This window comes from Leptolyngbya sp. FACHB-671 (assembly GCF_014695745.1).
In the GTDB taxonomy this organism is placed as follows: Bacteria; Cyanobacteriota; Cyanobacteriia; order Elainellales; family Elainellaceae; genus JAAUTN01.
This window is the reverse complement of sequence record NZ_JACJOV010000148.1, coordinates 35,607-62,406: the sequence shown is the minus strand read 5'-3', so window position 1 is coordinate 62,406 and position 26,800 is coordinate 35,607. Positions and strand designations below refer to the sequence as shown.

Below are 26,800 nucleotides of genomic sequence, written 5' to 3'. Positions count from 1 at the left end.
ATCATCAGAACGCCGAACCAGCCTACGTACAGGCGGTTGTCGGTGCTGGTTACCCAGTTGCAGAACTGCTCCCACAGTGATGCGCTCTCGCGCCGCTGTAGAGTCGTTGTCATAAATCAATGATTCCTTTTATCTATCGATGTGAGTTGCTGTGATTTCTTCGCAACTGTTCGTATCGTAGGGAAGGCTTGAGGCGATCGCAGTTATAAAAAGTTAGTCAAAGTTAGGTGTTCAAGTTAGCAATTCGACACATGATGTTACATAACATTAAGCAAACTAGCGAAACTGAGGGATCGGTATAGGATTGGATTAAGAATTTGATACAGAGCTTTACACACCACTCAGAAACGAGTGCAAGTTCATCCTGATTAATTCCTCATTCGTGCTGCAAACCATGACGGTTGAAGAAGCTTTAGCGACAGTTGAAGCCATTTTCGGCAAAGCGATTTTCAATGATTTGCAGGAAATCATTTTCCGTCAGTCTTGGGAGCGCAAAACCTACCCTGAAATTGCTGAAATTGCTGGCTATGATGCTGATTACGTCAAGCTAGTTGGCTTTCAACTGTGGCAATCACTTTCAGAAACATTGGATGAGAAAGTAACTAAAAACAATTTTCGCTCTGTGTTGAAACGATGGCATGACCGAGGTGTGAAGTCTGTTACCCGCAGCATTGTCAAGACGTTACCCGTCAAGGGTTCAAATGCAGACGTTAATGCAACCGATGGACATCAGGATTGGGGAGATGCAATTGATGTTTCAGTGTTTTATGGGCGATCGCAAGAACTCACTATCTTAGAAAAATGGCTAACTCACGATCGCTGTCGATTAGTTGCAATTTTAGGTATTGGCGGCACCGGGAAAACTGCTTTGTCGGTCAAGCTAGCAGAGCAGCTACAGCATCAGTTTGAATATGTGATCTGGCGATCGCTACATAATGCACCCACATTCGACTCACTGTTAAACAGCCTGACTTACTTGCCAACTAGTGCTGAATTGACTGCTTCTCAAGACATTGAGCAGCGAATGATGCAGCTTTTGAAGCACTTTAGAACCCATCGCTGTCTATTGATTTTGGATAATGTAGAAACGATTTTGGCAGAGGCAACAGGGGACACTCGTGGGAGCCGAGTCGGCCATTATCGCCCTGGGTTTGAACTCTATGGAGAATTGTTCAAAAAAATAGGAGAGTTAAAACATCAAAGCTGTTTGCTGTTAACCAGTCGAGAAAAGCCCAAAGAGATGGCTACCCTGGAAGGAAAAACACTTCCTGTTCGTTCATTTCAGCTAAACGGATTGACAGCAGTAGAAGGGCAAGAAATCTTACAGGCAAAAGGAAACTTTTCGGGTTCACAACAAGATTGGCAACGACTGATTCAAGCCTATGCAGGTAATCCTCTAGCGCTAAAAATTGTGGCAACCACCATTCATGACCTGTTTGCTGGAAATGTAGCTCACTTTTTGGCACAGAGAAGTGTAATTTTTGGGGATATTCAGGACTTGCTGACCCAACAGTTTGATCGGTTGTCGGCTTTAGAGCAGCAGGTAATGTATTGGCTGGCAATCAACCGTGAACCTGTGGCGATCGCTGACCTTCAGGCAGACATCCTTTCTCCATTACTGCCATCAGACTTACTGGAAGCACTGGAAGCTTTGCAGCGGCGATCGCTGATTGAACAAACTCCATCATCAGGAGTTGAAAGGCGTGCCACCCTATTTACACTTCAGCCCGTTTTGATGGAATACGTCACGCAGCGGCTGATCCAGCACGTTTGCACTGAATTAAGTCCGCAACGGGAACAACAAAGCAGTCTGAACCCCTCAACCTCTGAACGAGATGCCTCATCCACACTCACTCCGCACTTCAAAGCTTATGCACTGATTAAAGCTCAGTCTCAGGAATATGTAAAAGAAGCGCAAATTAGCTTGATCCTCAAACCGATCGCAACTCAACTGCTGCATCTTTTTGGTAGTGACGCAGCGTTGGAAACAATGTTGCTGCAAAAGCTTTCCTCATTACGTCGAAAACTATCGATCGAGGCAGGTTACATGGGTGGTAACATAATCAACTTGCTTCACCAGTTCAAGCCAGATCTAAACGGATATGACTTTTCTGAGCTAATCGTTTGGCAGGCAGATTTAAAGAGCGTTTCTCTACAACATACTGATTTCTCCCATTCTGATCTGTCAAAATCGACGTTTACTGAGAGTTTTAACCACATCTACATCATGTCAGTGAGTGCCAACGGAGAATGGCTAGCCTCGGCTGACACACAGGGTGAGATCTGCCTGTGGCAACTGAAGGACGGACAACTGTTGAATACTTGGGAGGCGCATAACGGTACAGTTCGTTCACTCACGTTTATGCCTGATGGTGAGACGTTAGCCAGTGGTGGCGACGACCAACTGTTGAAACTGTGGAATGCGAGAACTGGGCGGTGCTTGCGATCGCTCTATAACCCAACTGGAACGGTTTGGGCGATCGCACCTAGCCCAGATGGTCAAACCATTGTCATCACTGATGGCACCATCCGAGTATGGAATCGCGATATAGATAAGTTGTCTATCCTGAGTCGGGAGCTTGACTGGACAACCAACGTTCGATTCAGTCCTGATGGTGAAATTCTCGCCTGTGCCTGCAATGACGGCACGATTAAGCTGCGGAATCCTTATACCGGCGAATGTTTCAAGCTGTTGCCTGGGCATCAGCGCGGACCATTGGTATTTCTGTGTTTTAGCCCCGATGGCAAAATGCTAATGAGCAGCGGGCTAGATAACCAGTTGAAGTGGTGGGATGTAAAAACCGGGGAATGTCTACAGACCCAATCTCATCAGGGTTGGGTCTGGTGGGTTGACTGTAGCGAGGATGGTGAGATGGTCGTAAGCTGTAGCGCAGATCAAACAATTAAACTGTGGCATCTCCAAACCGGGCAACTGTTGAAAACTCTGCACGGACATGAATATGGCGTTCGAGTTGCCCTGTTTAGTCAGGACGGACGGACGCTGATTAGTAGTGATGAAGGACAAACCTTGAAGCTGTGGAATATCCAAACCGGGCAATGCCTCAAAACATGGCGAGGATACAGCGATAGCATCTGGGCGATCGCCTTTAGCTCTGACGGACGCACGCTGGTAAGCAGCGGGGAGGAGCAGACTGCAAAACTGTGGGATGTGCAAACCGGACAATGTATCAAACGGCTTAAGGGACATGGAGTTTGGGTGCGATCGGTCGCTTTTAGCCCGGACGATCAAACAGTGGCAACTAGCGGTGTAGACGGTGTGGTAAGGCTCTGGCAAGTTTCGACCGGAGAGTGTTTGCAAATCTTGCGGGGTCATGCAGGGTTTGTCTGGTCTGTGGCTTATAGCTCCAAGGGTGAAACGGTGGCGACTTGCAGCGTGGACTACACGATTCGGTTGTGGGATGTTTACTCAGGTCAGTGCCTACGGGTGTTCAATCATGGCAGTCCGGTGATTGCTGTGATTTACAGTCCCGATGCTCAACAGTTGGCAAGTTACAGCGTTGATCAGGGAATTCGTGTGTGGAACATTGCCACAGGTGAATGTCTGAGTGTGCTCCAGGCTGATAGTGCGTGGCACTTTTCTGCTACCTTTGATTGGGGTGGGGCGATCGCCTACAGTCCCGATGGGCAAGTCTTAGCCAGCAATAGTGGTACTGGCTCTGTGCAAATCTGGGATGCAGCAACCGGGCAACCTTTACGGCTATTGCAGGCACACGATAGCTCAATTGTGGCAATCGCCTACAGTCCCAACGGACAACGGTTAGTCACTGCCAGCCTGGATCAAGTCATTAAAGTGTGGAATGCCCAAACAGGAGAATGTCTTCAAGTTTTAGAAGGGCATACCAAATGGATTCACACGCTTACTTTTACAGTACTGTTTACGTCTGATTCCTCCAATTTGCAGTCTGTACTAGCCAGCAGCAGCGGCGATCGCACGATTCGTTTTTGGGACATCGAAACCGGAGAATGCTTGAAAGTTCTTAGAAGTGATAGACCCTATGAGGGGATGAATGTCACTGGGGTTACCGGATTAACGGCAATTCAGCGATCGACTTTGAAGGCTTTGGGGGCGGTTGAGAGGTAATGAGTTATGGGAATTGGGGGTTAGGGTTTAGAAGCACTCTCAGCTCAACCAGAGCGTGAGAATGGCGATCGCCACCCAGATCAGAAACATCCAACGGGTTAATCCCATTGCCTGCTCAATTCGGGCCGGAGTAATCGGGTGAATGGAATCGCCCAACAGTGGCTTGTGTTTCACAGTGCCTTTGTAGACATTCACTCCACCTACCTGCACCCCGACTACGGCTGCATAGGCGCACTCACTCCATCCGGCGTTGGGGCTGGGATCTTGAGGGGCATCTCGGCGGCAGATCTGCCACACATATTTAGGTTTACCGGATAGGAGTGAGAGAGTTAATACCGTCAGGCGACAGGGAATCCAGGTGAGATAATCTTCCAGACGGGCGCTAAACCAGCCGAGGTGGGTGTAGGGTGCTTCTCGGTAGCCCACCATTGAATCGAGCGTACTTGCGGCTTTATATGCCAGCGCAAAAGGAACACTGCCGATCGGGGTGAAGGCTCCAGCGATCGCCCAAAACAAGGGGGCCATAACTCCATCAGTGGCATTTTCTGTCACCGTTTCAAACACTGCCCGCAGGATTTCGGGTTCTGTTAGCTGTGCTGTATCTCGTCCAACGTACAGACTGAGTTTTGATCGGGCTGTTGCTAAATCTCCAGCGTTTAATGGCTTTAAAACATCTTCGGCAGCAGTTCTCAAACTGCGTCCAGCAAAACAGCTTGCCAGCAAAATAGATGAGACGGCGATCGCCCCACCCCAGTGGATCAAACCTGTCACCTGAACGATCAGCCACCCTGCAACTCCGCTGCCACCTATCATTCCCAGTCCTAAAATGACTCCTGCTATGCGTAGACTTAGGGGAGATTCGAGTCGTTTCAGAACAAAGTGAGTGTATCGGCTAATCATCCAACCTATCACCTGAACGGGATGTAACCAGTTCCAGGGATCACCGATGAGATAGTCGAGCAAGGAGGCGATCGCCAATCCTGCCATGGCAAAATTGTGAGTCCAGGGAGTTATAGATATCATTTGAAATCAAACTGGTTTCCCAATTCCCACGGTCCGCCTTTGTAATACCAGAGCAACAATCCCTCACCTGTTCCCTGAAAGGCTTTCCATTCACTGGTGAGTTGGTCATACAACAATCGAGCCTGGTCAGGAGCCACCTTGTTTTGAATGGTGATATGGGGGCGATAGCCCTGCTGGTCTTGGCGACTCAGCCAATCACGCCAATGGGTCGCAAGCTGTTGACGAAGTTGGATGAGTTCAAGACATTCAACTTCTACAGCCACTCCTTTGCCGAGAAAACGTAATGTTGTAAAGGTGAGAGTTAAGGGTGAGATGTGAGAACGGAAGTCTTGCAACGTCTGTTGAATACTCGATTTCTGTTCCCTCGGAAGTGCGTGAAACAGGGTAACGTGGGCAGATAAAAAATTCCTTTCGGGTGGGAAGTGCTGCTGACGTAACTGATCAAAATAGCTAAAGGTTTTCTGATCTAGCTTTAGAGTCAAGATCAACGGAGATAGGTCAGACATAAGATTCACACTTCAAACTTAGCAAGAGACTCTTCATGCCCACTCTTTTGCAGGGGCAAACCGATGGTCAGGGTTGTCCCATGTCCAAATGTACTGTTTGCAGTGATGTTGCCGCCATGAGCTTCTATGATGCGTTTGGCAATCGCCAGTCCTAAGCCTGTACTGCTGCCTTTGCGGGAAGGATCGGCAGTATAAAACTGTTCAAAAATACGGGGCAGATCCCGCTCCCTGATACCCGCTCCCTGGTCGCTAATTTTGATCACAATCTGCTTTCCTTCACGCTGCCCTGTGATTGCAATTTGGGAGTTGGGTTGAGAATGTTTGATTGCATTGTCCAGGATGTTGAGCAGAGCCTGTAACAGTCGCTCTGGGTCACCCTGAATTTGCAGATTTGCTACGTCTTGCTGAATTGTAATTTCTAGCGCTTTGAGTCGAGTTTCCATTGCTCGTACAGCTCGCTCAATTAAATCTGGAAGGGCGATCGCCCGTTTCTCCAAAGATGTGACTCCGGCTTCGAGTCTTCCCAGATCAAGCAGGTCATAGACTAGCTGAGATAAGCGTTTGATCTCATCTTCAACCGTTTGAAAGAAGCGATCGCGCAGATCTGGTTCGGCATCAGCACCGCTTCTGAGCGCTTCTACCGTTAACTGAACATTACTAATCGGAGTGCGTAACTCATGGGACACATCGGCTAGAAAAGAGCGCCTTTCCTGATCGAGAGACTCCAAACGTTGGCTCATGCGGTTTAGCTCGATCGCAAGCTGATCTAACTCATTGCTCTGACGGATAGTGAGGCGATCGCCAAAGTGACCGCTGCCTAGCCGAATTGCAAAAGCCTGCATGGTTTGAATGGGTCTGGACAAACTGCGAGCCAACCATTCGCTAATCAAAGTACACAGCAGAACTGTGAGAAACAATGCTCCTAATACGGTCCAGATGATGTTAGCAAACTGATTTTGCAGTTGTTCCAGCGTAATCGACATCCGCAACACGCCCAGCATTTGCCCATTGCGCGAGATCGGACGAGAAATATAGAGGCGATCGTCATTGGATAGCAGTCCTTTGGTTAGACCTTGATCAACTTGATTTTGCAACGCCTCATTGACCCCACTCACTTCCAGCCAGTTCTCGATTTGAGAGTCTAACTCAGGACTAGAGGTGGCAATCAGTTGTCCATTTACATCTAAAATGCGAAGGGTAATAGCCTCTGGTGCCCCATAACGCTGCATTATCACGTCCACACGGTCAAGATCCTCCTCTTCTAGAGCATCTGCCACACTCTCAGCCAAAGCGCCACTCCAGTTTTCTAGGTCGGCTTGTCTGGTTTCAATAAAATAGTTGTAGCAAGACCACAAGATGTAGCCTGACATCAATGATGTCCCGATTGCGGTTAGCATCCAATAAGTCACTAACAGCTTAGTGTGGATGGAGTTCCACTTGATGCTAGACAACCAGCCCATCCAACAGTCCTCGCACAGAAATTGGCTATAGCCATCCTAATGTGATTCGTGAACAGGATGGTTTAAGAATGCGATTTTATCTTGGCAGCCTTCCATTTCAGCTCACACAGGGTGCCTTTAGGTTTGACGAACTCTCGCCGAAACTGTCCGCCTAACTGCTGTTCTAGATTCTTGGCAAGTTGAGTGCCACGTCCGCCTGTGGTGGGTTGTGTGGGGTCAAATCCTTTGCCATTGTCCATCACTCGAATCACATTCCAGCCCTCTTCTTGCTTACAGGTGACATCTAGTCGAGTTGCGCCTGCTGCGTATTTGCCAACGTTACACAAACTTTCTTCTAGAAACCGTCCCAGGTTGCGCTTGTGTTCTAGGGTTAGCCCTGTAGTGTCGAGTGGCTCAAAGGTGGTGACGCTAAATTTAAGTGCTTTAAAGTAGTCAAATTCTCGCTTGAGGGTGTAGCTGTACACTTCATAAAGCACTTCATCGAGTGATTCGGTGAGGGCGATCGCCTGATCCTCTGCCAGGTGCAGGTTTTCGTCACGGGTCAACACTTCCTGGCGCACCAGTTCGTACACGGCTCGTAGTTCCTGGTTGAGATCTTTGAGTCTTGCCTCAATCTGGGGAAGTTCCAGATCACCCGATTGCGTCTTTCTAAGCAACAGAGATAGCGTTTGCAGTGGACCGTTGTGAATAGCGTTAAAGGTGTGGTCGATCACGTATTGGCGATCGCGTAACTGCTGTTTTAAATCCTGCTGATATCGATAAAACAAAGCGGTCGTCAGCCCCGCCCCATTTACCAGGAGAATTATCAGCGGTGGCACCAGTGGCACCCACCAGCCCATCACTAAGAGCCAGTAGGATACGCCCAAAAATACAGCACAGCTTACACTCAGCCCCGCAAAGACGCGCCAGGGGGTGCCTAAAAATCGTCCCAGGCTAATCCCTAAAATTCCCCAGGCGGCGATCCACAAATATTCCCAACTCTCGCCCCAACTGTTGAGTAGCGGACGCTGATAGAGCGCTGCCTGCACAATTTGGCTAATTGTGTGTGCCTGCACTTCTACGCCGTAAACAATTCCCGGTGCTGGATTGGGAGCCATACTGGAAACAGCAACGGTGTTGATAATATCTTTGACACTAGGTGCGACTACACCGATGAGGACAATGCGATCGCGCACCAACTCATCAGGCACTTCACCTGCCAATACCGCCCGCAGCGACACCATTTCAAACGGATGTCCGCCGCTGCGATAGTTGATGAATGTATCGACCTCATCCGTTGGTTTTTCTAAATTGCGGTATCCGCCTGTGTTGGGCTGAATTCGGGGCAGTTCAGCCTTGCCAAAGCGCAGCGCATAGGGGTCACGGAGTCCAGACTCCAGGGGGAGGTTGCGATCGCCCAAAAACTTCCCTGCCACTCGAATGGCTAACGAAAAGCTAAATTCTTCCTGGGCATCGTAAGCCCCTAATAGGTTACGCCGTAGCTTACCGTCTGGATCAGATTGCAGGTCGGCAAAGCCCACCTGTTCGGCAGGCAAGGCGGGAGGAGGGGCGATCGTGCGAGGAAAGATTCGCTCGATGCCAATCAAGTTAGGTGTAGTGCGAAACAAGTCTGCAAGCTGCTGATGTCCTGGCTCTTGGGGCAAATCTCGAAAAATGTCCAGCCCAATTACCGCAGGTTCAGACTGGTTAAGGGTTTGAATCAGGTCTGCCAGTTCACCATCGGGGATAGGGTACTGTCCTACTGCTTGAATGTCATCTTCATCGATCCCAACGATGAGGATATGTTCGTCGGTGGATTCAGGTGGACGCAATCGCAGCAGGTAGTCCAACGCAAACCATTCCAGCATTTGTAGTCCGCCAACCAGCCGCAGCGCCACAACCAGCCCGATCACCGCTAGCCCTGGCAGTGCGCCCGATCGCCAAAGTTGCAGTTCACGTTGAAGAACTGCCCAAATGCCCTGCCCTGTCCGCATTTAGTCAATCAATCCTTCTTCACGAGCGCGAATCTCAGTTTGAATCCGGTTATTCTTGCCCGCATCAGGATAAACGCCCAGAGCATCCTGTACCTGTGTCCAGTAATGGCGCACAGTGCGTTCGGCGACTCTCATGCGTTCGGCGATCGCCTTATCTTGCAAGCCTTCCTGAAACGCTAGCCGCAGCACCTCCAGCCATTCTGGCTTAATCTCCAGTCCGGTTCGCATCTCCCTTGGCGTGTAGACGACTCCTTGAATCGCCCAGTCCACTTTGGTGAGCATTTCCTTCAGCGGCAAACTTTTCTCGGCAATGGTGAAACCGCCCTCATGAGTATTAATAGAAGGTTTGAGCCGCACCAATGATTTTGCATTGGCACTTTGCACCACAATATTTAGCGTTGGGAAGCGTTGGAGCAAAGTTCTCAACAATTGTAGACCTGTCTCAGTGCGAGAAACCTGTCCCGATTGCTCTGGCAGCGCCAGGTCTACCACAACCAGGTCAGGCTGAGTTTGCTCAATCAGCGTCAGCGCTGTTGCAGTCGCCTGGGCCGTGCTGATTTTTGCATCGGGATATTGGCGCTGAAGCACCGTGACGGTGCTGTCTAACACCAGTTCGTGGTCGTCCACCACGACGATTTTTAGCCCAGCCACCCTTTCCCCTCCGGATCGATCCATCGTTGCATTCGTTTATACCTTATCGTGAGCGTACCGCCATCGAAAACACCAGGAAACGGTCTGCTGTTGCTGTCGATGAGAACAGCGTCCCGAAGCAAGTACCTGAAAGGTTCGCGGCAAATACTTCAGTTCTGGCGATCGCCCCGCCTGTTGAGCCGCCTCGACCGAAGCGTAGTGAATTTGCACCATTAATTCTCCCCAGTGCTGACGGTTTCGTAACTCAATTGATATTGGCATCTCCGCATCAGCATTGTTCTGGGTTGCAACCAGATGTAACAACTGATCGAGTGCAGTCAAAAGTATCTGGCTGCGAATCAGCGGTTCGGAATGCCAGGAATCTGGCAGGGTCAGGGCGATCGCCCGTTGTGCCCCCTCAGTGGCGATCGCCTCAAACCGTTTTGCCCAGTCGCGAATTGCCAGCGGTAAGCTAACCTCTCCATAGGGTGGAGCCAGATTATCACTTAGTTGCACCAGATGCCCGTCCAGATACTTCATCTGCTCGATCCAGTGCTGCACGCCATCTTCGTCCAGGCTCAGCTCCAGCCGTCGTCGCATTACAAATGTTTCCTGCAACAGCCCGTTGCGAACCTGCTCTGCCTCTCGACACAGCCATCGCTGCCGCTGCTCAAACCACCACCGTAGAGCCTGCTGGGTTTGCCAGTGAACCACAGCTAGCCACACTAAACCACTCACTAACAACAGGGAAAGCACAAATTAAATGGGTGGGAATGAGTAAAGTGGAAATTATTTGAGTAGGGGTTTGGCAATGCCAAACCCCTACGGTTCAGCCAAACTCCTACGGTCAGTAGACAATGCAAATTGATTGATGCATTGAGGCTACCTCTTATAAAACTCACATTCCTCTTCAATAGCTGTCCGAAAACTGAAAACTTGATTGCACTTTTCTGCAAACCTTTTTCGTCATCTACGGGCATCTGCCAAAGCAAGCTGATCGATCAATCCTGGCAACTGTTGAGGGCTGAGAACACTGAGATAGCGGGGAGTGAGGGAGGGAGTCAAAAGCTCCAGCATCAAGCGGTTCTCAACCCAAAACTCAACCACATCAAATAATCCATCTCGATTGGCAAGAAATACGCGCCATCCTTCCTTCTCACCGATTCGCTCAATCTCTTCCAGGCTGGCAGGAACAGAAATTGCAGCATGAACAGAGGTGTAGTGACTCGGTTTCTGATTCAGTTGAAATCCGGCTTGCCCCTGATAGCTGTCTGGAATCAGTTCAGTTCCGAGTGGATAAAACTCAAACATCGTGCCAAACTCATCCCCTGCCAAAACAATGTAACTACCTGGGTTAGGAGGGAAAGGAACTACTCGCCCATGAAGAATTTCAGCGAGAACTTCGGCAACATACAGCGGATCGATAACTGCGACAGAAATATGGTGAAGCATGATTGTCTCCTTGAGATACTGTTAGGTTGAACTTGTGACTAAGAAAGTAATAGATGTGAGTTGAGTTAAATGGAGGGACTACACGCGATCGCCATCAATTTGCTCATGGGCGATCGCTATCACATCATTGTTGAGCAATGGTTTCAGACTGAAGTTGGGTTTGGGTTGCACCATTTGCGTTAGTTTCAACAGCATTAGCTTGTTGAGAAACTGCCCAGCCAATGAGTCCAAAGAAAATTGTGCTGGTGGCGAGGGTAGTGAGTGTCCAGTTAAAGAGCGATCGCTCCAGAGAAGGCATCGAAGCTAAGGATGGTGCAGCACCGGAAAGTGTAAGTGTTTTCATGAGGCAAACCCTCTTAGCGGTTGATACTTCCAACAATACCGAAGCAATTTCACGAAATCACGGTTAGTTCCAGTCAAGTTGAATGCAGTTTTCGGCAATCCTCATGGCTTCAAACAACACCAGGTTGTACCAGAAACGACGATTGAATTGACCGAAAACCTACATGAATTCCATCTTTTCTCCTTGCATGATGAAAACCACAAGGCATTTAACACAGGGCAATGAATCACAGCATTTAGCCTTTGCAACTTGTGTTTATAGCAATTTTCAATTCATCAATCAGGAGAGAATCATGGCTCAAGTCGTCGGTAGCAATTTATCCGAGCGCGTATTTGGTACGAATGACAACGATGACTTATTTGGGCTAGGAGGAAACGACAGACTGACAGGGTTTGCAGGGGATGACCTGATGGCAGGTGGTACCGGCTACGACACCGCAGACTATAGCCGTCTGGGACGTGCAGTCACCCTCTTACCCGGTGGACGGGTAAGCAAAGGTGGGTTGGGAGTCGATCAGATGAACAGCATTGAGCGAATCGTTGGCACAGCCGGGTTAAACAACTCGATTGATGGGGCAAGCGGCAGCGGCAGTGCATCCTTCAACGTAGACTTGGGAGCCAAAAGACTCACAGTGAATAATGTTCCATTTTTAGGAACATTAAACTTCTCGGTACATAACTTTATGCATGTGCGTGGCACTCCCTCCGCCGACCGGATTACCGGCAGCGGCAAAGGAAATTTCCTGGATGGTCAGGGCGGTAATGATACGCTCACAGGAAGTGCTGGCAGTGACACGATAGTAGGCGGCAGTGGCATCGACCTTCTTAATGGTGCTGACAATTTCTATAGAGGCTTCCTCGAAGTTGACAGCCTCACGGGTGGAAGCAACAACGATGGCTTTATAGTAGGCGATCGCTCTGGTTCATACTATCGATTCAATGGTTCCAGCGACTATGCCTTGATCAGGGATTTCACCCGTGGAGATCTAATTCAACTGGGCGCAGGTGAAACTTATCAAACCCGTCGAGACTCCTTTGGCTTTGACCTGTTTGTATTTCGTGGCGGTGTGGCAGACTTGGTTGCCGATGTTCGCACGACTTCCTTTGTATCGCTACCCTCTGGGCCATTTCGCCTGGCCTCTGGTCAGGTACTTGGTGGTTTCTATGGCGCTTAGATAGCTTCAATTCAATTATTTTGTAGAGTCCTGCAATGAAACGTTCAAGCGGTAGTTCTGCATTAGTTTGAGAAGCCTAAATAGAGCCTGGTTAATGACTGAATGAAGTGGCGAGCCAGTTTTAGCATTGGGAGCGATCGCATTTACTCCTGAGCAAGCAATCCTTATCCTTTCTGGAGAAGATCAATAGAGTTGTCGGGAAATAGAGCGAAAAATCCCTGAAAGCTTTACGTAGCAAGCTTTTTCACTGTTTTCATTGGAAATCGCCGTAACCTTTGCAGAACAAAGCTTTCAGCCATTTTTTCCGTTATTACCCGACAAGTCTAATAATTCTCCAGAGAGGTTCATTCAACAAATTTGCACTTCACTCGATATACAGCAATTTCCACTTGGATAGACCACAAATTCCTGTAAGGGCAGTTCGCGAACTGCCCCTACGCTATGGCTTACCCATCCGAAAATCACTGTAGGAACAACAAAACACTGAGCGCTTGGTTGGAATCAACGAATCTATCTCGGTCAGGTATTTAGTGCTTCAAGCTGCTTCAACTTGCTGAAGGGGCGATCGCATCAAAGTTAAATTGAAAGTATCGCATTCCAACGCCTAGGAATCGATATACCGACAAGGCAAATCGTATTGACAATGTAAATACGATTTCTTAGGCTACAGAGTATGGATGTGCATTTCGTACTCAATGGCATTACCTTTGTTTGGAATGATGAGAAAGCCAGGATTAACCCGATAAACCACGACGGTGTTACGTTTCAACAAGCCACAGAAGCTTTCTTCGATCCACTGCTTGTAGTGGTTGATGCGAGTCGCAATGATGAGGCACGGGATGCTGTGATTGGTTTAGATAGGCGGTGGAATCTCTTGTTCGTTGTCTACATGGAGCGTGAAAACGACATCATTCGGATTATTTCAGCTCGTAAAGCAACACGTGAGGAGCGAGAATATTATGAAAATTGAAGCACTAAAAAAGCGTCTAGACAAGAACCGTCCCATGACAGCAATTACAATTCGTATTCCCGAAGATGTAATTGAGGATTTGAAGCGAATTGCACCATTGCTAGGTTTTTCCGGTTATCAACCATTAGTACGCGCCTATATCGGACAAGGACTTCGAGCTGACCTGGAGCGTTTAGAGGGAGATACCGTTTCTGCTCTAATTGCTAGTTTGAAGCGTCACGGGGTTAGTGATGAAGTGATTCAGGAAGCATTAGGTGAAGTCACTCAGCATTAACAGTTTCAGTTACCGCAAGTTGCTGCAAGTTGGACTTGCTCACCTGTCAGGCTAAACGCTCGAACTTCGGTAATTTTGACAGGCACGGTTTGCCCCTTGAGGTCAGCGATCGCTCCCTCAAAAAAGGTTAGTCTGTTACCGCGTGTACGCCCCATCACCTGATTCGGATCTTTGGGATTCTGGTCTTCAACTAGCACTTCTTCAATGCGTCCCTGGTAGCGGAGCGATCGCTCCGCCGCTTTGACAGACACTAAATGGTTAAGACGTTGGAGGCGATCGCGCTTCACCTCTTCGCTTAACTGATTTTCCCAGAGCGCAGCGGGTGTGCCAGGGCGGGGAGAATAGGCAGCGGTGTTGAGTTGGTCAAAGCCGATGTCCTCCACCAGCTTTAGCGTGTTTTCGAACTGGGCTTCGGTTTCTCCGGGGAATCCGGCGATCGCATCCGCACTAATCGAAGCATCGGGCATGTAACGGCGAATCGTATCAATAATTCGACGGTACTTTTCCTGGGTGTAGCCGCGACTCATCGCCTTTAGCACCTCGTTGTCGCCCGACTGAAAGGGAATGTGAAAATGCTCACACACTTTGGGCAATTCAGCACAGGCGCGAATCAGTCGCTCGGTAAAATAGCGGGGATGGCTGGTGGCAAAGCGAATTCGCTCGACTCCGGGCACGTCATGAACGAAGTAGAGCAAATCAGTCAGGGTGTGCTTATGGCGACCTTCTGCCGTTGCGCCTGGTAAGTCGCGCCCGTAGGCATCAATGTTTTGCCCTAACAGCGTCACCTCCCGGTAGCCCTGCCGCCCCAATTCCTCCATCTCTGCCCGAATTGCTTCGGGTGTGCGGGATTGCTCGACTCCGCGCACATTTGGCACAACGCAATAGGTGCAGCGCTCATTGCAGCCATAAATTACATTTACCCAAGCACTAACGTTGCTGTCTCGTCTCGGTTTGGTAATGTCTTCGACGATATGAATGGGTTCAGTCGCCACAATCTGATTGCCATTAAACACCTGCTCCAGCAAATCGCGCAGTCGGTTTGCGTGCTGAGGACCCATCACCAGATCGAGTTCGGGCACCCGCCGCAGCAACGCCTCCCCTTCCTGCTGGGCAACGCAGCCTGCCACGATCAGCGTCAAGTTGGGCTGCTCATGCTTACGTCTTGCCTGCCGACCCAGGTAGGAATAAACCTTTTGCTCGGCATTGTCCCGAATCGTGCAGGTATTGTAGAGGATTACATCGGCATCGTCTGGAGCCTCTGACCACTCAAACCCCATTTCTTCTAAAACGCCTGCCATGCGTTCGGAGTCGGCTTTGTTCATCTGGCAGCCGAAGGTGGTGATGTGATAGCGATGCGAAGAATGGGTCATAGTGAGCAGTCGTTTTTTGTCGTAGAAGAGATTTGGAAATTTGTATCGCTGGTAGGGACGAGCGGCTGTTCGCCCTTGGGAAGGAAGAAGCAAAATGCAGTAAGCCTGCACTTTATTATAGATTTTGGGCGATCGCACCATCCGTCAGATTTTTCAGCAGTTTGCTTTCGTTAAAGATTTACATTCAGTGATAATCTGAGAGATGGAAATTTTAATTCTTAAGACTGTCTTCAAGTTTCTAGAAAAGCTGATCACAGAATAGGCGCAAGCATGGTCACTACAGCAGAAAAGACAAACGTTGGCTTCATTACCCAGATCATTGGCCCGGTTATCGACGCTCGATTTCCCAATGGTCAATTACCTAAGATTTACAACGCCCTGAAAGTCAGCGGCACAAACTCAAACGGGCAAGAGGTTTCGGTTACCTGTGAAGTGCAGCAGCTTCTAGGAGACAACCAAATTCGGGCTGTGGCAATGAGTTCCACAGATGGTTTGGTTCGAGGCATGGAAGTCCTTGATACGGGCGCTGCTATCAAGGTTCCAGTCGGGCTAGCAACCTTGGGAAGAATTTTTAACGTCTTGGGTGAACCCGTAGACGAACTGGGTCCAGTCAATAACGAAGAGTTCTTCCCGATTCATCGTGCTGCACCTAAATTCACAGAATTAGAAACCAAACCTTCAGTTTTCGAGACTGGAATTAAGGTGATTGACCTGCTGGCTCCCTATCGTCGGGGTGGCAAAGTGGGTCTGTTTGGCGGTGCAGGAGTTGGCAAGACTGTGTTGATTCAAGAGCTAATCAACAACATCGCAAAAGAGCATGGCGGAGTGTCGGTGTTTGGTGGCGTGGGTGAGCGCACCCGTGAAGGAAACGACCTTTATAACGAATTTAAAGAGTCGGGCGTGATCAACGCTAACAACATTAGCGAGTCCAAAGTGGCGCTAGTGTACGGGCAGATGAACGAGCCACCGGGAGCCAGAATGCGCGTAGGTCTGTCGGCGCTGACGATGGCTGAATATTTCCGAGATGTCAACAAGCAGGACGTGCTGCTGTTCATCGACAACATCTTCCGGTTTGTGCAGGCGGGTTCTGAAGTGTCAGCGCTGCTCGGACGGATGCCCTCTGCGGTAGGATATCAGCCCACCCTGGCAACAGAGATGGGTGACCTGCAAGAGCGCATCACCTCGACCACCGAGGGTTCAATCACCTCCATCCAGGCAGTCTACGTCCCTGCGGATGACTTGACCGACCCCGCTCCAGCAACCACGTTTGCTCACCTGGACGCAACCACCGTACTTTCTCGGGGTCTGGCAGCTAAAGGAATTTATCCAGCGGTAGACCCACTCGATTCTACTTCCACAATGCTTCAGCCCAGTGTGGTTGGCGATGAGCACTACAGCACTGCTCGTGCGGTGCAGTCTACCCTCCAGCGCTACAAAGAACTGCAAGACATCATTGCAATTCTCGGTCTGGATGAATTGTCCGAAGATGACCGTCTGACCGTTGCACGTGCCCGTAAAATCGAGCGCTTCCTCTCTCAGCCCTTCTTCGTAGCTGAGGTATTTACTGGTTCTCCTGGTAAGTACGTCACTCTAAGCGAGACAATCAAGGGCTTCCAAATGATCCTGTCGGGTCAGTTGGATGATCTGCCAGAGCAAGCTTTCTACCTGGTAGGTGGCATTGATGAGGCGATCGCCAAAGCCGAGAAGATGAAGGCTGAAGGTAAGTAGGATAAAGTCATGGCACTAACTGTTCGTGTAATTGCCCCAGACAAGACCGTTTGGGATTCTGATGCTGAAGAGGTAATTCTTCCTAGCACGACTGGCCAACTGGGCATCTTGCCAGGACACGCACCGCTTTTGACTGCTTTAGATACAGGCGTGATGCGGGTTCGGGCAAACAAAGACTGGGTGGCGATCGCCCTCATGGGTGGGTTTGCTGAAGTCGAAGCCAACGAAGTCACCATCCTGGTGAATGCAGCCGAGCGTGGCGACACCATCGACCGGGAAGCTGCTCGCACTGCCTACAGCGAAGCAGAAGCCCGCCTCAACAAAGTTGAAGCAGGCAACCGACAGCAGCAGATTCAAGCGACCCAAGCGCTAAAGCGTGCCCGTGCCCGCTTCCAGGCTTCTGGAGGAACGGGACAGGCTTAAAGCTAGGTATAGAGCTATACGAAAAAGAGCCTCTCACAATGTGAGAGGCTCTTTTCTATTTTTTCCGAGCGGAGACAAAACTCATTGCGTCTCTACCAGGAAAAACCTGAGCTACTCAGGCTTAAATTTTAATGGCATTAATCAGGGCATAAAGGGCATAAGTAGATATAAATAAAGCGTGAGCAACTTCTAAGCAACGAAGGAGCAATGCTCTTCGAGTTGCGAGCTCAACCGAACTGTCTTTCTACCCGATATGAGTAAGGTCGGCATTATGGTTCAGGTGGGCAGAGCATCTGAGGAAACAGCTAACTCAAAAACACTATCTACCAATTTAATTATGCTGAAACACTATATATTCTTCACTCGAAACGTGATGCCACAGCCCGGTGCGGCTCATCTTGTTCACGCTGCAAACTCAGCTGACGGAATGGCAAATTTAGGGTATCCCAGTCTGTTAATTCATCTCAGTAAAGAGCCAAGCGCACTGAACCTTACGAATCTCCTGCGCCCCTTTCAACCACAAGCCCCTTCAGAAGAATTAATCAACCTCTACAATCTTCGTGGAAAACTTAAAGTTGCTGCTCTTCCTACCCCAAAACTGAAATCAACCAGCAAACTACTCAAGAAAGCAACTCATCCCAGCACACTGATTGCAAAATACTATTTCCCCATTCACATTCGCCCTGCGGCTCAAATTGTCCATTCACGAGATTGGAATTTTGTTGAATCAGCAATTAAATGTGGAGTTCCAGCAATTTATGAACATCATCATCACGAAGAGAAACAGTTTGATCCTGAAATTGTCCAAAATCCGCTGCTGCAAGTTGCTGTAACTGTCGCAGATTCAGTTCGTGAGAGCATGATTCAAAATGGGCTGCCCGCCGACAAGATCGTTAAGCTTCACAGTGGCTTTAACAGTGTGTTTCTGAACAGGCAACCTGAACAAGCTGCAACCTGGCGTAAGCAATTGTTAACCAATGAGCAATATCTAGTCGTTTATGCGGGGGCACTACTGCCCTTCAAAGGCGTTGACCTATTGCTAGATGTGGCTCAACAGCTTACCCATGCCCATTTTGCATTTGCAGGCGGAGATGAAACACAAGTAACCGCTTACAAGCAATTAGCAATTGAAAAACAGCTTAGAAACGTCACGTTTTTAGGGCACCTCTCACACACTAGCCTTCCTGGGTTGCTTCAGGCGGCCGATGTGCTCGCTCATCCTCATTGTTCTGGACCAGCCTCAACGTTTACGTCTCCTCTTAAGCTGTTTGACTACCTAGCATCAGGAACGCCAATTGTTGCGACTGAAATTACTTCTTTGGTAGAGTTCAAGTCTTGTAATGCTATTGCGGGTTGGTGTGAGCCGGATAACCCAGATTCGTTTGCTAGATGTATTCAGCAGGTTTTAGAAACTTACCCCAGAAAATCAGAGGGCTACAGCCATATGATTGACTATGTTCAGCAATTTTCTTGGGAAAATCGTGCTGCTAAACTGCTTAGCTATGTAAAAGATTCAATGCGTCCTGTGCTGCTGCAATAAGGCTTATACCGTTTTTGCATATCTACACAGTTATATAGGTATGAATATATTTTTGGGACAAAGGGCTTGAGCTGAATGGCACTGACTTAAGAGCGATGGGCAGCGCCCACCTTACAGTTTTTCAAAGCTTCTGGCGATCGCTGAATCCTTATCTCAGTGCCATTCGGTTGAAACCCTTTATCGCTGATGTTCAACTACGCTCTGAGTGCAACTAAGCGCTACCTGTGAAAACCACTTCGGGAAACTTCACTTGAGCCTCAGACATAGGGCGGCGCTTGCCTTCCTCTTGCCAGTAGTTGATCACCTCAGTCGCTTTGTTGAGCAGTTCAATCCGGTCTGCTTCAGCAATCCAGTGCTTTTTCTCCATTTCAGTCTTGAGCTGTTCCCAGGCATCATTCCGGGGCCAGAAGAAATAGGACGTAAGCGGACTGGTGCCCTTGCCGACCACCTGGTCAACCGCTAACGCCACATCGTTCTCAAGCCAGAGAACCTTCAAAATAAACTTTGACAAACGCCAACCTCCACAATTCCTAACAGTTTTCTGATAACTCCACAATCCACTATGGTAATGCATGGATTCACAGATAACCAAATTGGGCGAGGAGAAAAGAGTAATAGTAGATGCTTGACAGTGCATAGTCTTATAAATATGTTCTGGTCTATAGCTCCATACCCTTTCTCCCCCTTCCTTTTCCCCAACACAAAATTACAGGAGGCGCAGTCGTTGGCTAAGCAGAATCAGGCATTTCCCCCCGCGATTGTAGTATTTGACATTGACGGCGTAATTCGAGACGTGGGCGGGTCTTATCGGCGGGCACTGGCGGACACGGTGGAGCAGTTCACTCAAGGTGCCTATCGCCCTTCGGCGACCGATATTGATGCGTTGAAAGCAGAAGGACACTGGAATAACGACTGGGAAGGGTCACAAGAATTGGTCTACCGCCATTTTGAGGCACAGGGGGTAGAGCGATCGCACCTCAATCTCAACTACGGCGACATCGTTGCCTTCTTTCAAAGCCGCTATCGCGGACCCGATTCGCAACACTGGACAGGCTATATCTGCCAGGAGCCATTGTTATTAAATGCAGACTATTTTGATCTGCTGACCCAAGCTGGCATTCCCTGGGGCTTTTTTAGTGGTGCTACGCGGGGATCAGCTTCCTATGTGCTGGAAAAGCGGTTGGGGTTGCGATCGCCCGTTCTAGTTGCAATGGAAGATGCTCCTGGCAAGCCCGACCCTACTGGGTTGATAGAAGTCGTGCAGCAGCTAGAACCTTTTGGCGCATCCTCTACCCCTGTCCTCTATTTGGGTGATACGGTTGCTGACCTCCACACAGTACAAAACGCCAGTCGAATAGATTTGTCTCGCCGTTGGATTGGCGTGGGTATTTTGCCCCCTCACGCCCAAGCCACTGCCGAATACTCTGTAACCTACACTACAAATCTGAACAATGCAGGTGCAGCAGTCGTATTAGCCAACGTCAAGAACCTGACACTGGATTACATAAAGAAACTTGTCAGCTCAGAGGTATAAAATAAAACTTTCGCTGCTCGTTGGATTTAAGTAAAAACAAAAAAACCGGATTCTTTATGAAGAGAAGGTAAAGTTCAGTATTTTTATAGACCACCTAAAGAACGTCGGATATAAATAGGAAAAATAAGAGCAAGATTCTTCCTCTTCTCGAAAGATTGTTACGCCGCTCAATAAGCTGAACCAATGAGTGAATGTTTCTTCTGAAACTTTTCATTCACTCGTAGTTACTTAATGCAATGTTTGAGAAGCTATGACTCAGAATGAACTTGATCTCTGCTTTTGCACGTTGGCATTTGGTGATACCTACCGTTCTTTAGCTAAGGAGCTTGCTAAAGATCTGGAGCAATACGCCCCTAATGTTCCCTTTGTACTTTTTACTGACAAAGTAAGCGAGTTCAAGGCTCACAAAAATGTTCTGGCTTTTGGACATAGAAGGCGAGGTGTTTTGCTCTATCATGAGCGGCGATTTGCGATCGCCAAAGCCTTAACAATGGCAAATTCCTGCATGTATTTAGATGCAGATGTACGGATTTGTGCCCCGGTTCCAAGGAATATACAGTGGCTTCCGGGCTTAACTGCTAGAAGCTGTAGCTCAATGAACAAGCATATTCAAGAACGCTTGAACAAAACCAATCCACCCGACCCCAAAGCCGTTAAAGTTGTTGAAACTTATAAAAAAATGGCTCACAAGGTTGGCGTCGACCCAGAGGATGACCGGATCAGGTTTATTAATGAATTTCTATTTGTGATTACGAAAGATTCTGGTCGAGAGATAGAGTTTCTTGACCTATGGGGGCGGCTAGCACTGTATGCAGAACTACTTGGAATGCACAAACATCCAACCTATGCAATGGGCTTAGCTGCTGTCAAAACGGGCTTACATATTCGTCACGATGTAATGGAAGGACTTGACTTTTTTGATGATCGAATTGAGAAGGTCAGAATTGCCAATGGGCAATCTGATCCAGCCGCCAAGCAGAAGTACTTTGAAACGCAACAAAAAGTTGAGCAACGCTACCGTTCATTGCCTCATAAAGCAATAGATAAAATATCTCGTTTTTTTCGCCATCACTATCACACGACTCGCTTAAAAATTACAACGTATGTGAGTGATTCTGACTTTTATCAGCACTAAACCATGATTTTATCAATTGGTTTCAGACCAGCTATATTGCACATCTCAGGTAAACAATACTTATGAACAACAGTCTGCCCCCGATTTACTTCTTTTACCCTAAGGATGCATGGCACGAAGACATGCCAATGGTTGCCGATAAGTATTGGTACTACCACGTTGAGAATCAGGTAACGTTTGGTATGTACTCCAGCATCATTCAAACTTACTTACACTTAAAAGAGTCTGGTTTTCCTTGTGAATTGGTCACAAAGATTCCAAGTGAAGGTATTGTTGTTGCCCATCGGCGCTCTTTTCCGTTTCACCTTCGCCCCAATCCTAAACAGCTATTTATTTGCTACAAGGCAAATTATGATTTTCACCCCTATGCTCAGATTCACGTTGTGCTGAATTCTAGGGAGCCTAAATCGCTGTACACGCACTACTACATTCCTCACTGGCGGCAAACGGGTTTAATTCCACGCGATCCAGCACGAGGCGATCGCTTTGAAAACGTGGCCTATTTCGGACTATTTTGGAATCTCGCACCTGAACTGCGAACTGAGCATTGGCAGAACCAACTAAAAGATTTGGGGCTGTCCTGGCGCATTGTCGAACCAGAGCAGTGGAATGACTATCGAGACACAGATGCAGTTGTAGCGGTACGCAACTTCAAACGCAAGGATTTTACCCATAAACCTGCGCTAAAGCTCTACAATGCGTGGCACGCTCACGTTCCTGCCATTTTGGGTGAGGAAACCTCCTTTCAAGCAGAACGCCAGAATGAGCTAGATTACATCGAGATCACTTCTCCAGAACAGGCTCTACAGGCACTCAAGCGGCTTCGAGATAATCCAGAGCTGCGTCGAGCTATGGTTGAGAACGGCAAAATACGGGCCGAAGCGACCAAGCCTGCACAGCTTGTGCAAGAATGGCAAAATTTCTTCAAGGACACCGCAGTGCCAGCTTATCAGCGGTGGCAGTCTGCATCGCAACTTAGCCGAAAAACCTTTTACCTGCGTCGTTATGTTGTGCTGCGGTTGAGGGAGTTACAGGAGCGCGGCAGCAAGCAACTCCTGGACGAATGGCTACATCGCAAATCAAAAGCAGTTAACTAGACGGAAAGCAGTCAGTTAGATGGAAATCGCCCTCGTTGTTTGCGGGCTTCCATTGCCCGCTCCAGCATTTCTAATAGCCCAGGTGCTTCTTCTTGCAGCGTCAACAGCAGTCGCTCTCCTGCTTCCAGGTCGCCCGGATCTTTGCCTGTCTCCATCACCACGTTGAGCCGAGGCATTGCCATTTCGTCAACGATCTGTACCAGTCCGTGCAAACAACGGTTGAACTGCTTTTCGGTCAAGGTGGAGTCTTCTAGCGGAAACTCGATGATTGCTCTGATTTCACCGTCGGAGGGGTCATATTCCCATTGCAGCATCTTGGTTTCCCAGGAAATGCTCAGCATCGTTTGCAAGATTGCCCCTTTGTGAGGGTGGTCTTGAATGCCAGACAGGACTCTGGGTGCAAAAAGCTTAAAGAAATCTCCATCCTCATCTAACTCGACGACAATTAAGAAATCTTCTATGTTGTCGGCGTATACGCCTGTGAGGATACGGCTTTCTTCTTCATCTACTCGATATTTCCAGCCTGATTTATCCAGATAGGAAGCAATTTGCTGAAGTGTTGCGCCCATGAAATTCTCTCTAGGTCAACAGTAGGGTATCCAAAACAAGCTACCTAAAAGCTATTTCAACTTAAAGATATTTCACCAGTAAGAGCACTGATTGTCTCAGTGCTGTCAGTCGTTCATCCAATCTATCATTAGACTTCTGGCAAATTAGGCGACTCGCTAAGCGGGGGCTGTTTGAAGGCGAACTCTAATTTTCTGCCTGATTAGGCTTTTGGTAGGTCTAAGGGTGCTGCTGGGATGCAACAACATTGGGTGGAACGGACTGAGCTAAGGCTAGATCCACTTGGTGAAAGAGGGATTCCAGATCGGCTGAGTTCTCAATCACGATATCAGCCCGACCAACTTTTTGCTCAATTGGCATCTGGCTGCTGATTCTGGATTGGACTTGCGCTAGTGTGAGGCGATCGCGCTGCATCAGATGCTCGATCTGCCTGGCTTCAGGACAGCACACAACCCAAATCTCGGTGACGAGGTCGGTCATGCGAGCTTCAAATAGCAGCGGGATCACTAACACGACGGTGGAATGATGCTGAGTCAGGAGAGTTTGCAGGTTTTTCTCCAGGCGATCGCGCACATAGGGGTGAACTCGTTGCTCTAGCCAAAGCCGCTCTGCTGGGCTATCAAAGATGATTTCACCTAGTCGTTTTCGGTCTAAGTAGCCGTTTGGGAGCAATATGCCTGAACCATAGCGCTCTGCAATCTCTGTCAAAACTGTAGATCCTGGCTCTACGGCTTCTCGTGCATAGAGGTCAGTATCTAAGACGGGCAGTTTGTGAACGTTGCCTAGATAATCTGAAATGGTGGTTTTACCCATGCCAATTCCGCCTGTTAAGCCAATGATGCGCTGTCGGTCGGAGGCATACTGCTGTTGCTGGTCGCTCATCTGTCTAGCCAGAAACCCTAGCCCACTGTACGATCGCTTGAACTAACCCCTCCAAAGTATACTCTTCTGCCTCGATGTCAACGCGTCCTAATAGGCGATCGCAGGCTGCTGAAGTTTGGGGTCCAATAGAGGCGATGCAAATGTTGTTGAGCTGGTTGGCTTCTACTCCTAGCATCTGATGGAAGCATTGCACGGTTTTTGAACTCGCAAAAGTAATGATGTCTACTTTGCCTTGTTTAAGCGCTGTGAGCGTTTCAGGGGCGATCGCTTCTGGACAGCGGGATTGATAAGCTGCGACTTCAGTAACGACTGCCCCTTTGTCTGTAAATTCTTTTACTAAAACGTCTCGCCCACCGCTCTCGACTCTGGGAAACAGAATTTTTTTGCCTGTTAGATGATCCACGTCTGGGAAATGCGTGATGAGCGAGTCTGCAACGAAGTCGGGTGGAATAAAGTCGGGCTGTAGTCCTCGCTGGGACAGACTGTTAGCAGTCTTTTTACCAACGACCGCAATGTTTACACCTGCCAGGGATCGGGCATCTTTGCCTTGGGCAGTAAGTCGTTCAAAGAAGTAATCTACGCCGTTGGTGGAGGTCAGAATGAGCCAGTCAAAGTCCCTCAGGTGGGCGATCGCTTGATCCAAGCCATCCCAACTGGAGGGCGGGACAATTTCTAGGGCAGGCATTTCGAGGACGGTTGCTCCAGTTTGCTGAAGCAGTTTGGCAAATTGGCTCGACTGTCCGGCAGAGCGAGTAATGAGGACGGTCTTGTCAGTCAGGAGATTGGGGGTTGGGGATTGGGGGTTGGGGGTTGAGGGTTGAGAAGTCACAGGGATAGATGCTTGTTTTGAGTCACGCTGTAAGTCACTTTCAGGGGTGGGTTGAAAATAGGGGTGTAGTGCAACGACTTCGCCAATCGTAATTACAGCGGGGGAAAGGGACTGACGAGCAGTTTGGTGGACGATGTTGGCAAGAGTGCCAAACCAAGTTTGCTGTTGAGGTTGTCCGGCCCAACGAATGATCGCAACTGGGGTCTGGGGCGATCGCCCTCGACGCTGTAGCTGCTCCACGATTTCGGGCAGGTGTTTTGTCCCCATCAAGATGACGAGTGTTTCGATTTGTGCCAGGGCTTCCCAATTGAGTAGGTCTGGGTCGTGGGCGCTGAGGATGGTAAAGCAGCGGCTTAACACGGGATCGGTTAAGGGAATGCCTGCTAATAGGGGAGCTACGAGTGCAGAGGAGAGCCCTGGTATGACTTCAAAGGCACAATCTGCGGCTTTAAGTGCTTCAATTTCTGCGGTGCATCGCCCAAAGATGAAGGGATCGCCGCTCTTGAGCCGCACAACTTGTTTGTTTTGCTGACAATGCTCGACGAGCAGTTGGTTGATTTCGGTTTGTGCGACGCTAGGTTCTCCGCCGCGTTTGCCTACGTCGATTTTGAAGCAGGTGTTTGACACAAGCTGCAATAGGGCAGCATCAACCAGTGCGTCGTAAATTAGTACTTCTGCCTGGGCTAAGATTTGCTGCGCTCGCACGGTTAAATAATCAATGCTGCCTGGTCCAGAACCTACTAAGTAAACCTTACCTCTCATCTTTCATCTCCCATCTCTCCTGCATTTCTAGCCCCTAGCCCCTTCTCTATTCCTATAATCCTATGTGTACTGAACTGTGGGTTCATTGCTGAATCTTCTTTGGGGGCTTTGCCCCCAAGCCCCCACTGGGAAGCACGTCCCCCAGCCCCCCTCCGCAAGGGGCGATCGGTGGGTAGCGGGACGCGCTTCGCATCGGTGGGAGGCAAGGGTTCTTTGCTCTTTTGGGGTATGGGTTCTTGGTATGGCTCAGTTGCAGCGGGTAGCGATCGCCCCTCATCAGGTTTTGGATCGACGGGTGATGCTGACGGCTGAGCAGCAGCATTATTTGACGCGGGTGTTGCGGCTGCGGGGGGGCAATCGCTTTATTGCGATGGATGGGCAAGGAAACTCCTGGTTGGCTGAGCTAGGGCCGTCTGTGTCTGAGGCGGTGGTGGTTGAGCAATTGATGCAGGAAGATCCGGTTGAACTGCCGCTGGCGGTAATTTTGCTGGTGGCGCTGCCGAAGGGAAGCGGTATGGATGAGGTGGTGCGACAGGCAACGGAGTTGGGGGTTAACCAAATTCTGCCCGTCATTAGCGATCGCACGCTGCTAAACCCTAGTGCCCAGAAATTGGAACGCTGGCGGCGGATTGTTCAGGAGGCGGCTGAGCAGTCTGAACGGCAAGTCGTACCTGAAGTTTCTGCACCCCTATCGTTTGAGCAAGCTTTGAAAATCTGGAATTCTACGAATGCAGTCTGCTATCTCTGCGCGGCACGGGGAAACCCTCCTCATTTACTAACCCGTTTGCAGGCTCAACCAGCATCTAATCATTCTCATAATCCTCGATTGGTGGTGGCAACTGGGCCCGAGGGTGGCTGGACAGAATCGGAAGTGGAGCAGGCGATCGCCTCTGGCTACCAGCCTGTTTCTCTGGGACAACGCATCCTCAGGGCTGTGACAGCGCCCCTTGCTGCCCTATCCCTAATCACCGCCACAGCCGAATCTTCCCAAATCCCCAACCGCTAGTCCCCAACCCATAATCCCTG

General features: G+C 49.1%; 25 protein-coding genes and 1 pseudogene. 12 read left to right on the top strand and 14 right to left on the bottom strand.

Features of this window, described 5'->3' with window-relative positions; genetic code table 11:
* A pseudogene (locus tag H6F93_RS23900) lies at positions 1 to 113 on the bottom strand (photosystem II q(b) protein); the annotation flags it as partial.
* Between the two features lie 281 nt (positions 114 to 394).
* Between H6F93_RS23900 and H6F93_RS23895 the strand changes: the two are divergent.
* Positions 395 to 4,102, top strand: a complete 3,708-nt coding sequence (locus tag H6F93_RS23895) for a helix-turn-helix domain-containing protein (RefSeq protein ID WP_190686334.1) — start codon at positions 395 to 397, stop codon at positions 4,100 to 4,102.
* A 39-nt stretch (positions 4,103 to 4,141) separates the two neighbouring features.
* On the opposite strand, the gene cbiB is transcribed toward H6F93_RS23895, so the two are convergent.
* The 8 genes from cbiB to H6F93_RS33685 form a co-directional block, all read right to left on the bottom strand.
* On the bottom strand, positions 4,142 to 5,125 hold the full coding sequence (cbiB, locus tag H6F93_RS23890) for an adenosylcobinamide-phosphate synthase CbiB (RefSeq protein ID WP_190686332.1): 984 nt from the start codon (positions 5,123 to 5,125) through the stop codon (positions 4,142 to 4,144).
* Positions 5,122 to 5,631: a 2'-5' RNA ligase family protein gene (locus H6F93_RS23885; RefSeq protein ID WP_190686330.1), complete on the bottom strand. Its 510-nt coding sequence runs from the start codon at positions 5,629 to 5,631 to the stop codon at positions 5,122 to 5,124. Before H6F93_RS23885 ends, cbiB begins: the two co-directional genes overlap by 4 nt.
* A gap of 5 nt (positions 5,632 to 5,636) precedes the next feature.
* Positions 5,637 to 7,091 (bottom strand): ATP-binding protein, encoded by a 1,455-nt coding sequence (locus H6F93_RS23880; RefSeq protein WP_190686327.1) that lies wholly within the window; start codon positions 7,089 to 7,091, stop codon positions 5,637 to 5,639.
* A 62-nt stretch (positions 7,092 to 7,153) separates the two neighbouring features.
* Positions 7,154 to 9,064 (bottom strand): sensor histidine kinase, encoded by a 1,911-nt coding sequence (locus H6F93_RS23875; RefSeq protein WP_190686324.1) that lies wholly within the window; start codon positions 9,062 to 9,064, stop codon positions 7,154 to 7,156.
* Positions 9,065 to 9,739 (bottom strand): response regulator transcription factor, encoded by a 675-nt coding sequence (locus H6F93_RS23870; RefSeq protein WP_190686320.1) that lies wholly within the window; start codon positions 9,737 to 9,739, stop codon positions 9,065 to 9,067.
* A gap of 12 nt (positions 9,740 to 9,751) precedes the next feature.
* On the bottom strand, positions 9,752 to 10,450 hold the full coding sequence (locus H6F93_RS23865) for a hypothetical protein (RefSeq protein ID WP_190686317.1): 699 nt from the start codon (positions 10,448 to 10,450) through the stop codon (positions 9,752 to 9,754).
* A gap of 210 nt (positions 10,451 to 10,660) precedes the next feature.
* Complete coding sequence (locus H6F93_RS23860; protein ID WP_190686314.1) at positions 10,661 to 11,146, bottom strand: hypothetical protein; 486 nt, start codon at positions 11,144 to 11,146, stop codon at positions 10,661 to 10,663.
* Positions 11,147 to 11,270: 124 nt separating this feature from the next.
* The gene (locus tag H6F93_RS33685) at positions 11,271 to 11,489 is read right to left on the bottom strand and encodes a hypothetical protein (protein ID WP_190643709.1); all 219 of its coding nucleotides are present in this window, start codon (positions 11,487 to 11,489) and stop codon (positions 11,271 to 11,273) included.
* Between the two features lie 292 nt (positions 11,490 to 11,781).
* Here H6F93_RS33685 and H6F93_RS23850 point away from each other — a divergent pair, with 292 nt between their 5' ends.
* From H6F93_RS23850 to H6F93_RS23840, 3 genes are all read left to right on the top strand, one after another.
* Positions 11,782 to 12,663: a calcium-binding protein gene (locus H6F93_RS23850; RefSeq protein WP_190686308.1), complete on the top strand. Its 882-nt coding sequence runs from the start codon at positions 11,782 to 11,784 to the stop codon at positions 12,661 to 12,663.
* A gap of 673 nt (positions 12,664 to 13,336) precedes the next feature.
* Positions 13,337 to 13,633 carry a BrnT family toxin gene (locus H6F93_RS23845; RefSeq protein WP_190686305.1) on the top strand — a complete coding sequence of 99 codons (297 nt, stop codon included), beginning with the start codon at positions 13,337 to 13,339 and terminating at the stop codon, positions 13,631 to 13,633.
* Positions 13,623 to 13,907 carry a hypothetical protein gene (locus H6F93_RS23840; protein ID WP_190686302.1) on the top strand — a complete coding sequence of 95 codons (285 nt, stop codon included), beginning with the start codon at positions 13,623 to 13,625 and terminating at the stop codon, positions 13,905 to 13,907. The genes H6F93_RS23845 and H6F93_RS23840 overlap by 11 nt, the downstream gene beginning before the upstream one ends.
* A gap of 5 nt (positions 13,908 to 13,912) precedes the next feature.
* Here the strand turns inward: H6F93_RS23840 and miaB are convergent, their stop codons facing one another.
* Positions 13,913 to 15,277 carry a tRNA (N6-isopentenyl adenosine(37)-C2)-methylthiotransferase MiaB gene (miaB, locus tag H6F93_RS23835; protein ID WP_190686299.1) on the bottom strand — a complete coding sequence of 455 codons (1,365 nt, stop codon included), beginning with the start codon at positions 15,275 to 15,277 and terminating at the stop codon, positions 13,913 to 13,915.
* Positions 15,278 to 15,547: 270 nt separating this feature from the next.
* Here miaB and atpD point away from each other — a divergent pair, with 270 nt between their 5' ends.
* The 3 genes from atpD to H6F93_RS23820 all read left to right on the top strand — a co-directional run bounded on the left by atpD (position 15,548) and on the right by H6F93_RS23820 (position 18,968).
* Complete coding sequence (atpD, locus tag H6F93_RS23830) at positions 15,548 to 17,005, top strand: F0F1 ATP synthase subunit beta (RefSeq protein WP_190643703.1); 1,458 nt, start codon at positions 15,548 to 15,550, stop codon at positions 17,003 to 17,005.
* A 9-nt stretch (positions 17,006 to 17,014) separates the two neighbouring features.
* Positions 17,015 to 17,428 (top strand): ATP synthase F1 subunit epsilon, encoded by a 414-nt coding sequence (gene atpC, locus H6F93_RS23825; protein WP_190643702.1) that lies wholly within the window; start codon positions 17,015 to 17,017, stop codon positions 17,426 to 17,428.
* A gap of 253 nt (positions 17,429 to 17,681) precedes the next feature.
* Complete coding sequence (locus H6F93_RS23820; RefSeq protein ID WP_199313968.1) at positions 17,682 to 18,968, top strand: glycosyltransferase family 4 protein; 1,287 nt, start codon at positions 17,682 to 17,684, stop codon at positions 18,966 to 18,968.
* Between the two features lie 211 nt (positions 18,969 to 19,179).
* On the opposite strand, the gene H6F93_RS23815 is transcribed toward H6F93_RS23820, so the two are convergent.
* On the bottom strand, positions 19,180 to 19,479 hold the full coding sequence (locus H6F93_RS23815) for a 30S ribosomal protein PSRP-3 (protein WP_190643700.1): 300 nt from the start codon (positions 19,477 to 19,479) through the stop codon (positions 19,180 to 19,182).
* Positions 19,480 to 19,692: 213 nt separating this feature from the next.
* On the opposite strand from H6F93_RS23815, the gene H6F93_RS23810 reads away from it, so the two are divergent.
* The 3 genes from H6F93_RS23810 to H6F93_RS23800 all read left to right on the top strand — a co-directional run bounded on the left by H6F93_RS23810 (position 19,693) and on the right by H6F93_RS23800 (position 22,734).
* A complete protein-coding gene (locus H6F93_RS23810) occupies positions 19,693 to 20,502 on the top strand; it encodes a TIGR01548 family HAD-type hydrolase (RefSeq protein WP_242043595.1) in 810 nt (269 codons plus the stop codon).
* 250 nt (positions 20,503 to 20,752) lie between these two features.
* Entirely contained in the window at positions 20,753 to 21,637 is an 885-nt protein-coding gene (locus H6F93_RS23805; RefSeq protein ID WP_190686293.1) for a hypothetical protein, read from the top strand.
* Between the two features lie 62 nt (positions 21,638 to 21,699).
* A complete protein-coding gene (locus tag H6F93_RS23800; protein WP_190686289.1) occupies positions 21,700 to 22,734 on the top strand; it encodes a hypothetical protein in 1,035 nt (344 codons plus the stop codon).
* A gap of 11 nt (positions 22,735 to 22,745) precedes the next feature.
* Here H6F93_RS23800 and H6F93_RS23795 read toward each other — a convergent pair whose 3' ends face one another.
* The 3 genes from H6F93_RS23795 to cobA all read right to left on the bottom strand — a co-directional run bounded on the left by H6F93_RS23795 (position 22,746) and on the right by cobA (position 25,774).
* Complete coding sequence (locus H6F93_RS23795; protein ID WP_190643696.1) at positions 22,746 to 23,303, bottom strand: hypothetical protein; 558 nt, start codon at positions 23,301 to 23,303, stop codon at positions 22,746 to 22,748.
* 217 nt (positions 23,304 to 23,520) lie between these two features.
* Complete coding sequence (gene coaE, locus H6F93_RS23790; protein WP_190686286.1) at positions 23,521 to 24,183, bottom strand: dephospho-CoA kinase; 663 nt, start codon at positions 24,181 to 24,183, stop codon at positions 23,521 to 23,523.
* 4 nt (positions 24,184 to 24,187) lie between these two features.
* Entirely contained in the window at positions 24,188 to 25,774 is a 1,587-nt protein-coding gene (gene cobA / locus H6F93_RS23785; RefSeq protein ID WP_190686282.1) for a uroporphyrinogen-III C-methyltransferase, read from the bottom strand.
* Between the two features lie 108 nt (positions 25,775 to 25,882).
* Between cobA and H6F93_RS23780 the strand changes: the two genes are divergently transcribed.
* Both H6F93_RS23780 and H6F93_RS23775 read left to right on the top strand, forming a co-directional pair.
* Positions 25,883 to 26,086: a hypothetical protein gene (locus H6F93_RS23780; RefSeq protein ID WP_190686278.1), complete on the top strand. Its 204-nt coding sequence runs from the start codon at positions 25,883 to 25,885 to the stop codon at positions 26,084 to 26,086.
* A complete protein-coding gene (locus H6F93_RS23775; RefSeq protein WP_190686274.1) occupies positions 26,016 to 26,780 on the top strand; it encodes a 16S rRNA (uracil(1498)-N(3))-methyltransferase in 765 nt (254 codons plus the stop codon). The genes H6F93_RS23780 and H6F93_RS23775 overlap by 71 nt, the downstream gene beginning before the upstream one ends.
* The last annotated feature ends 20 nt before the right edge of the window (positions 26,781 to 26,800 follow it).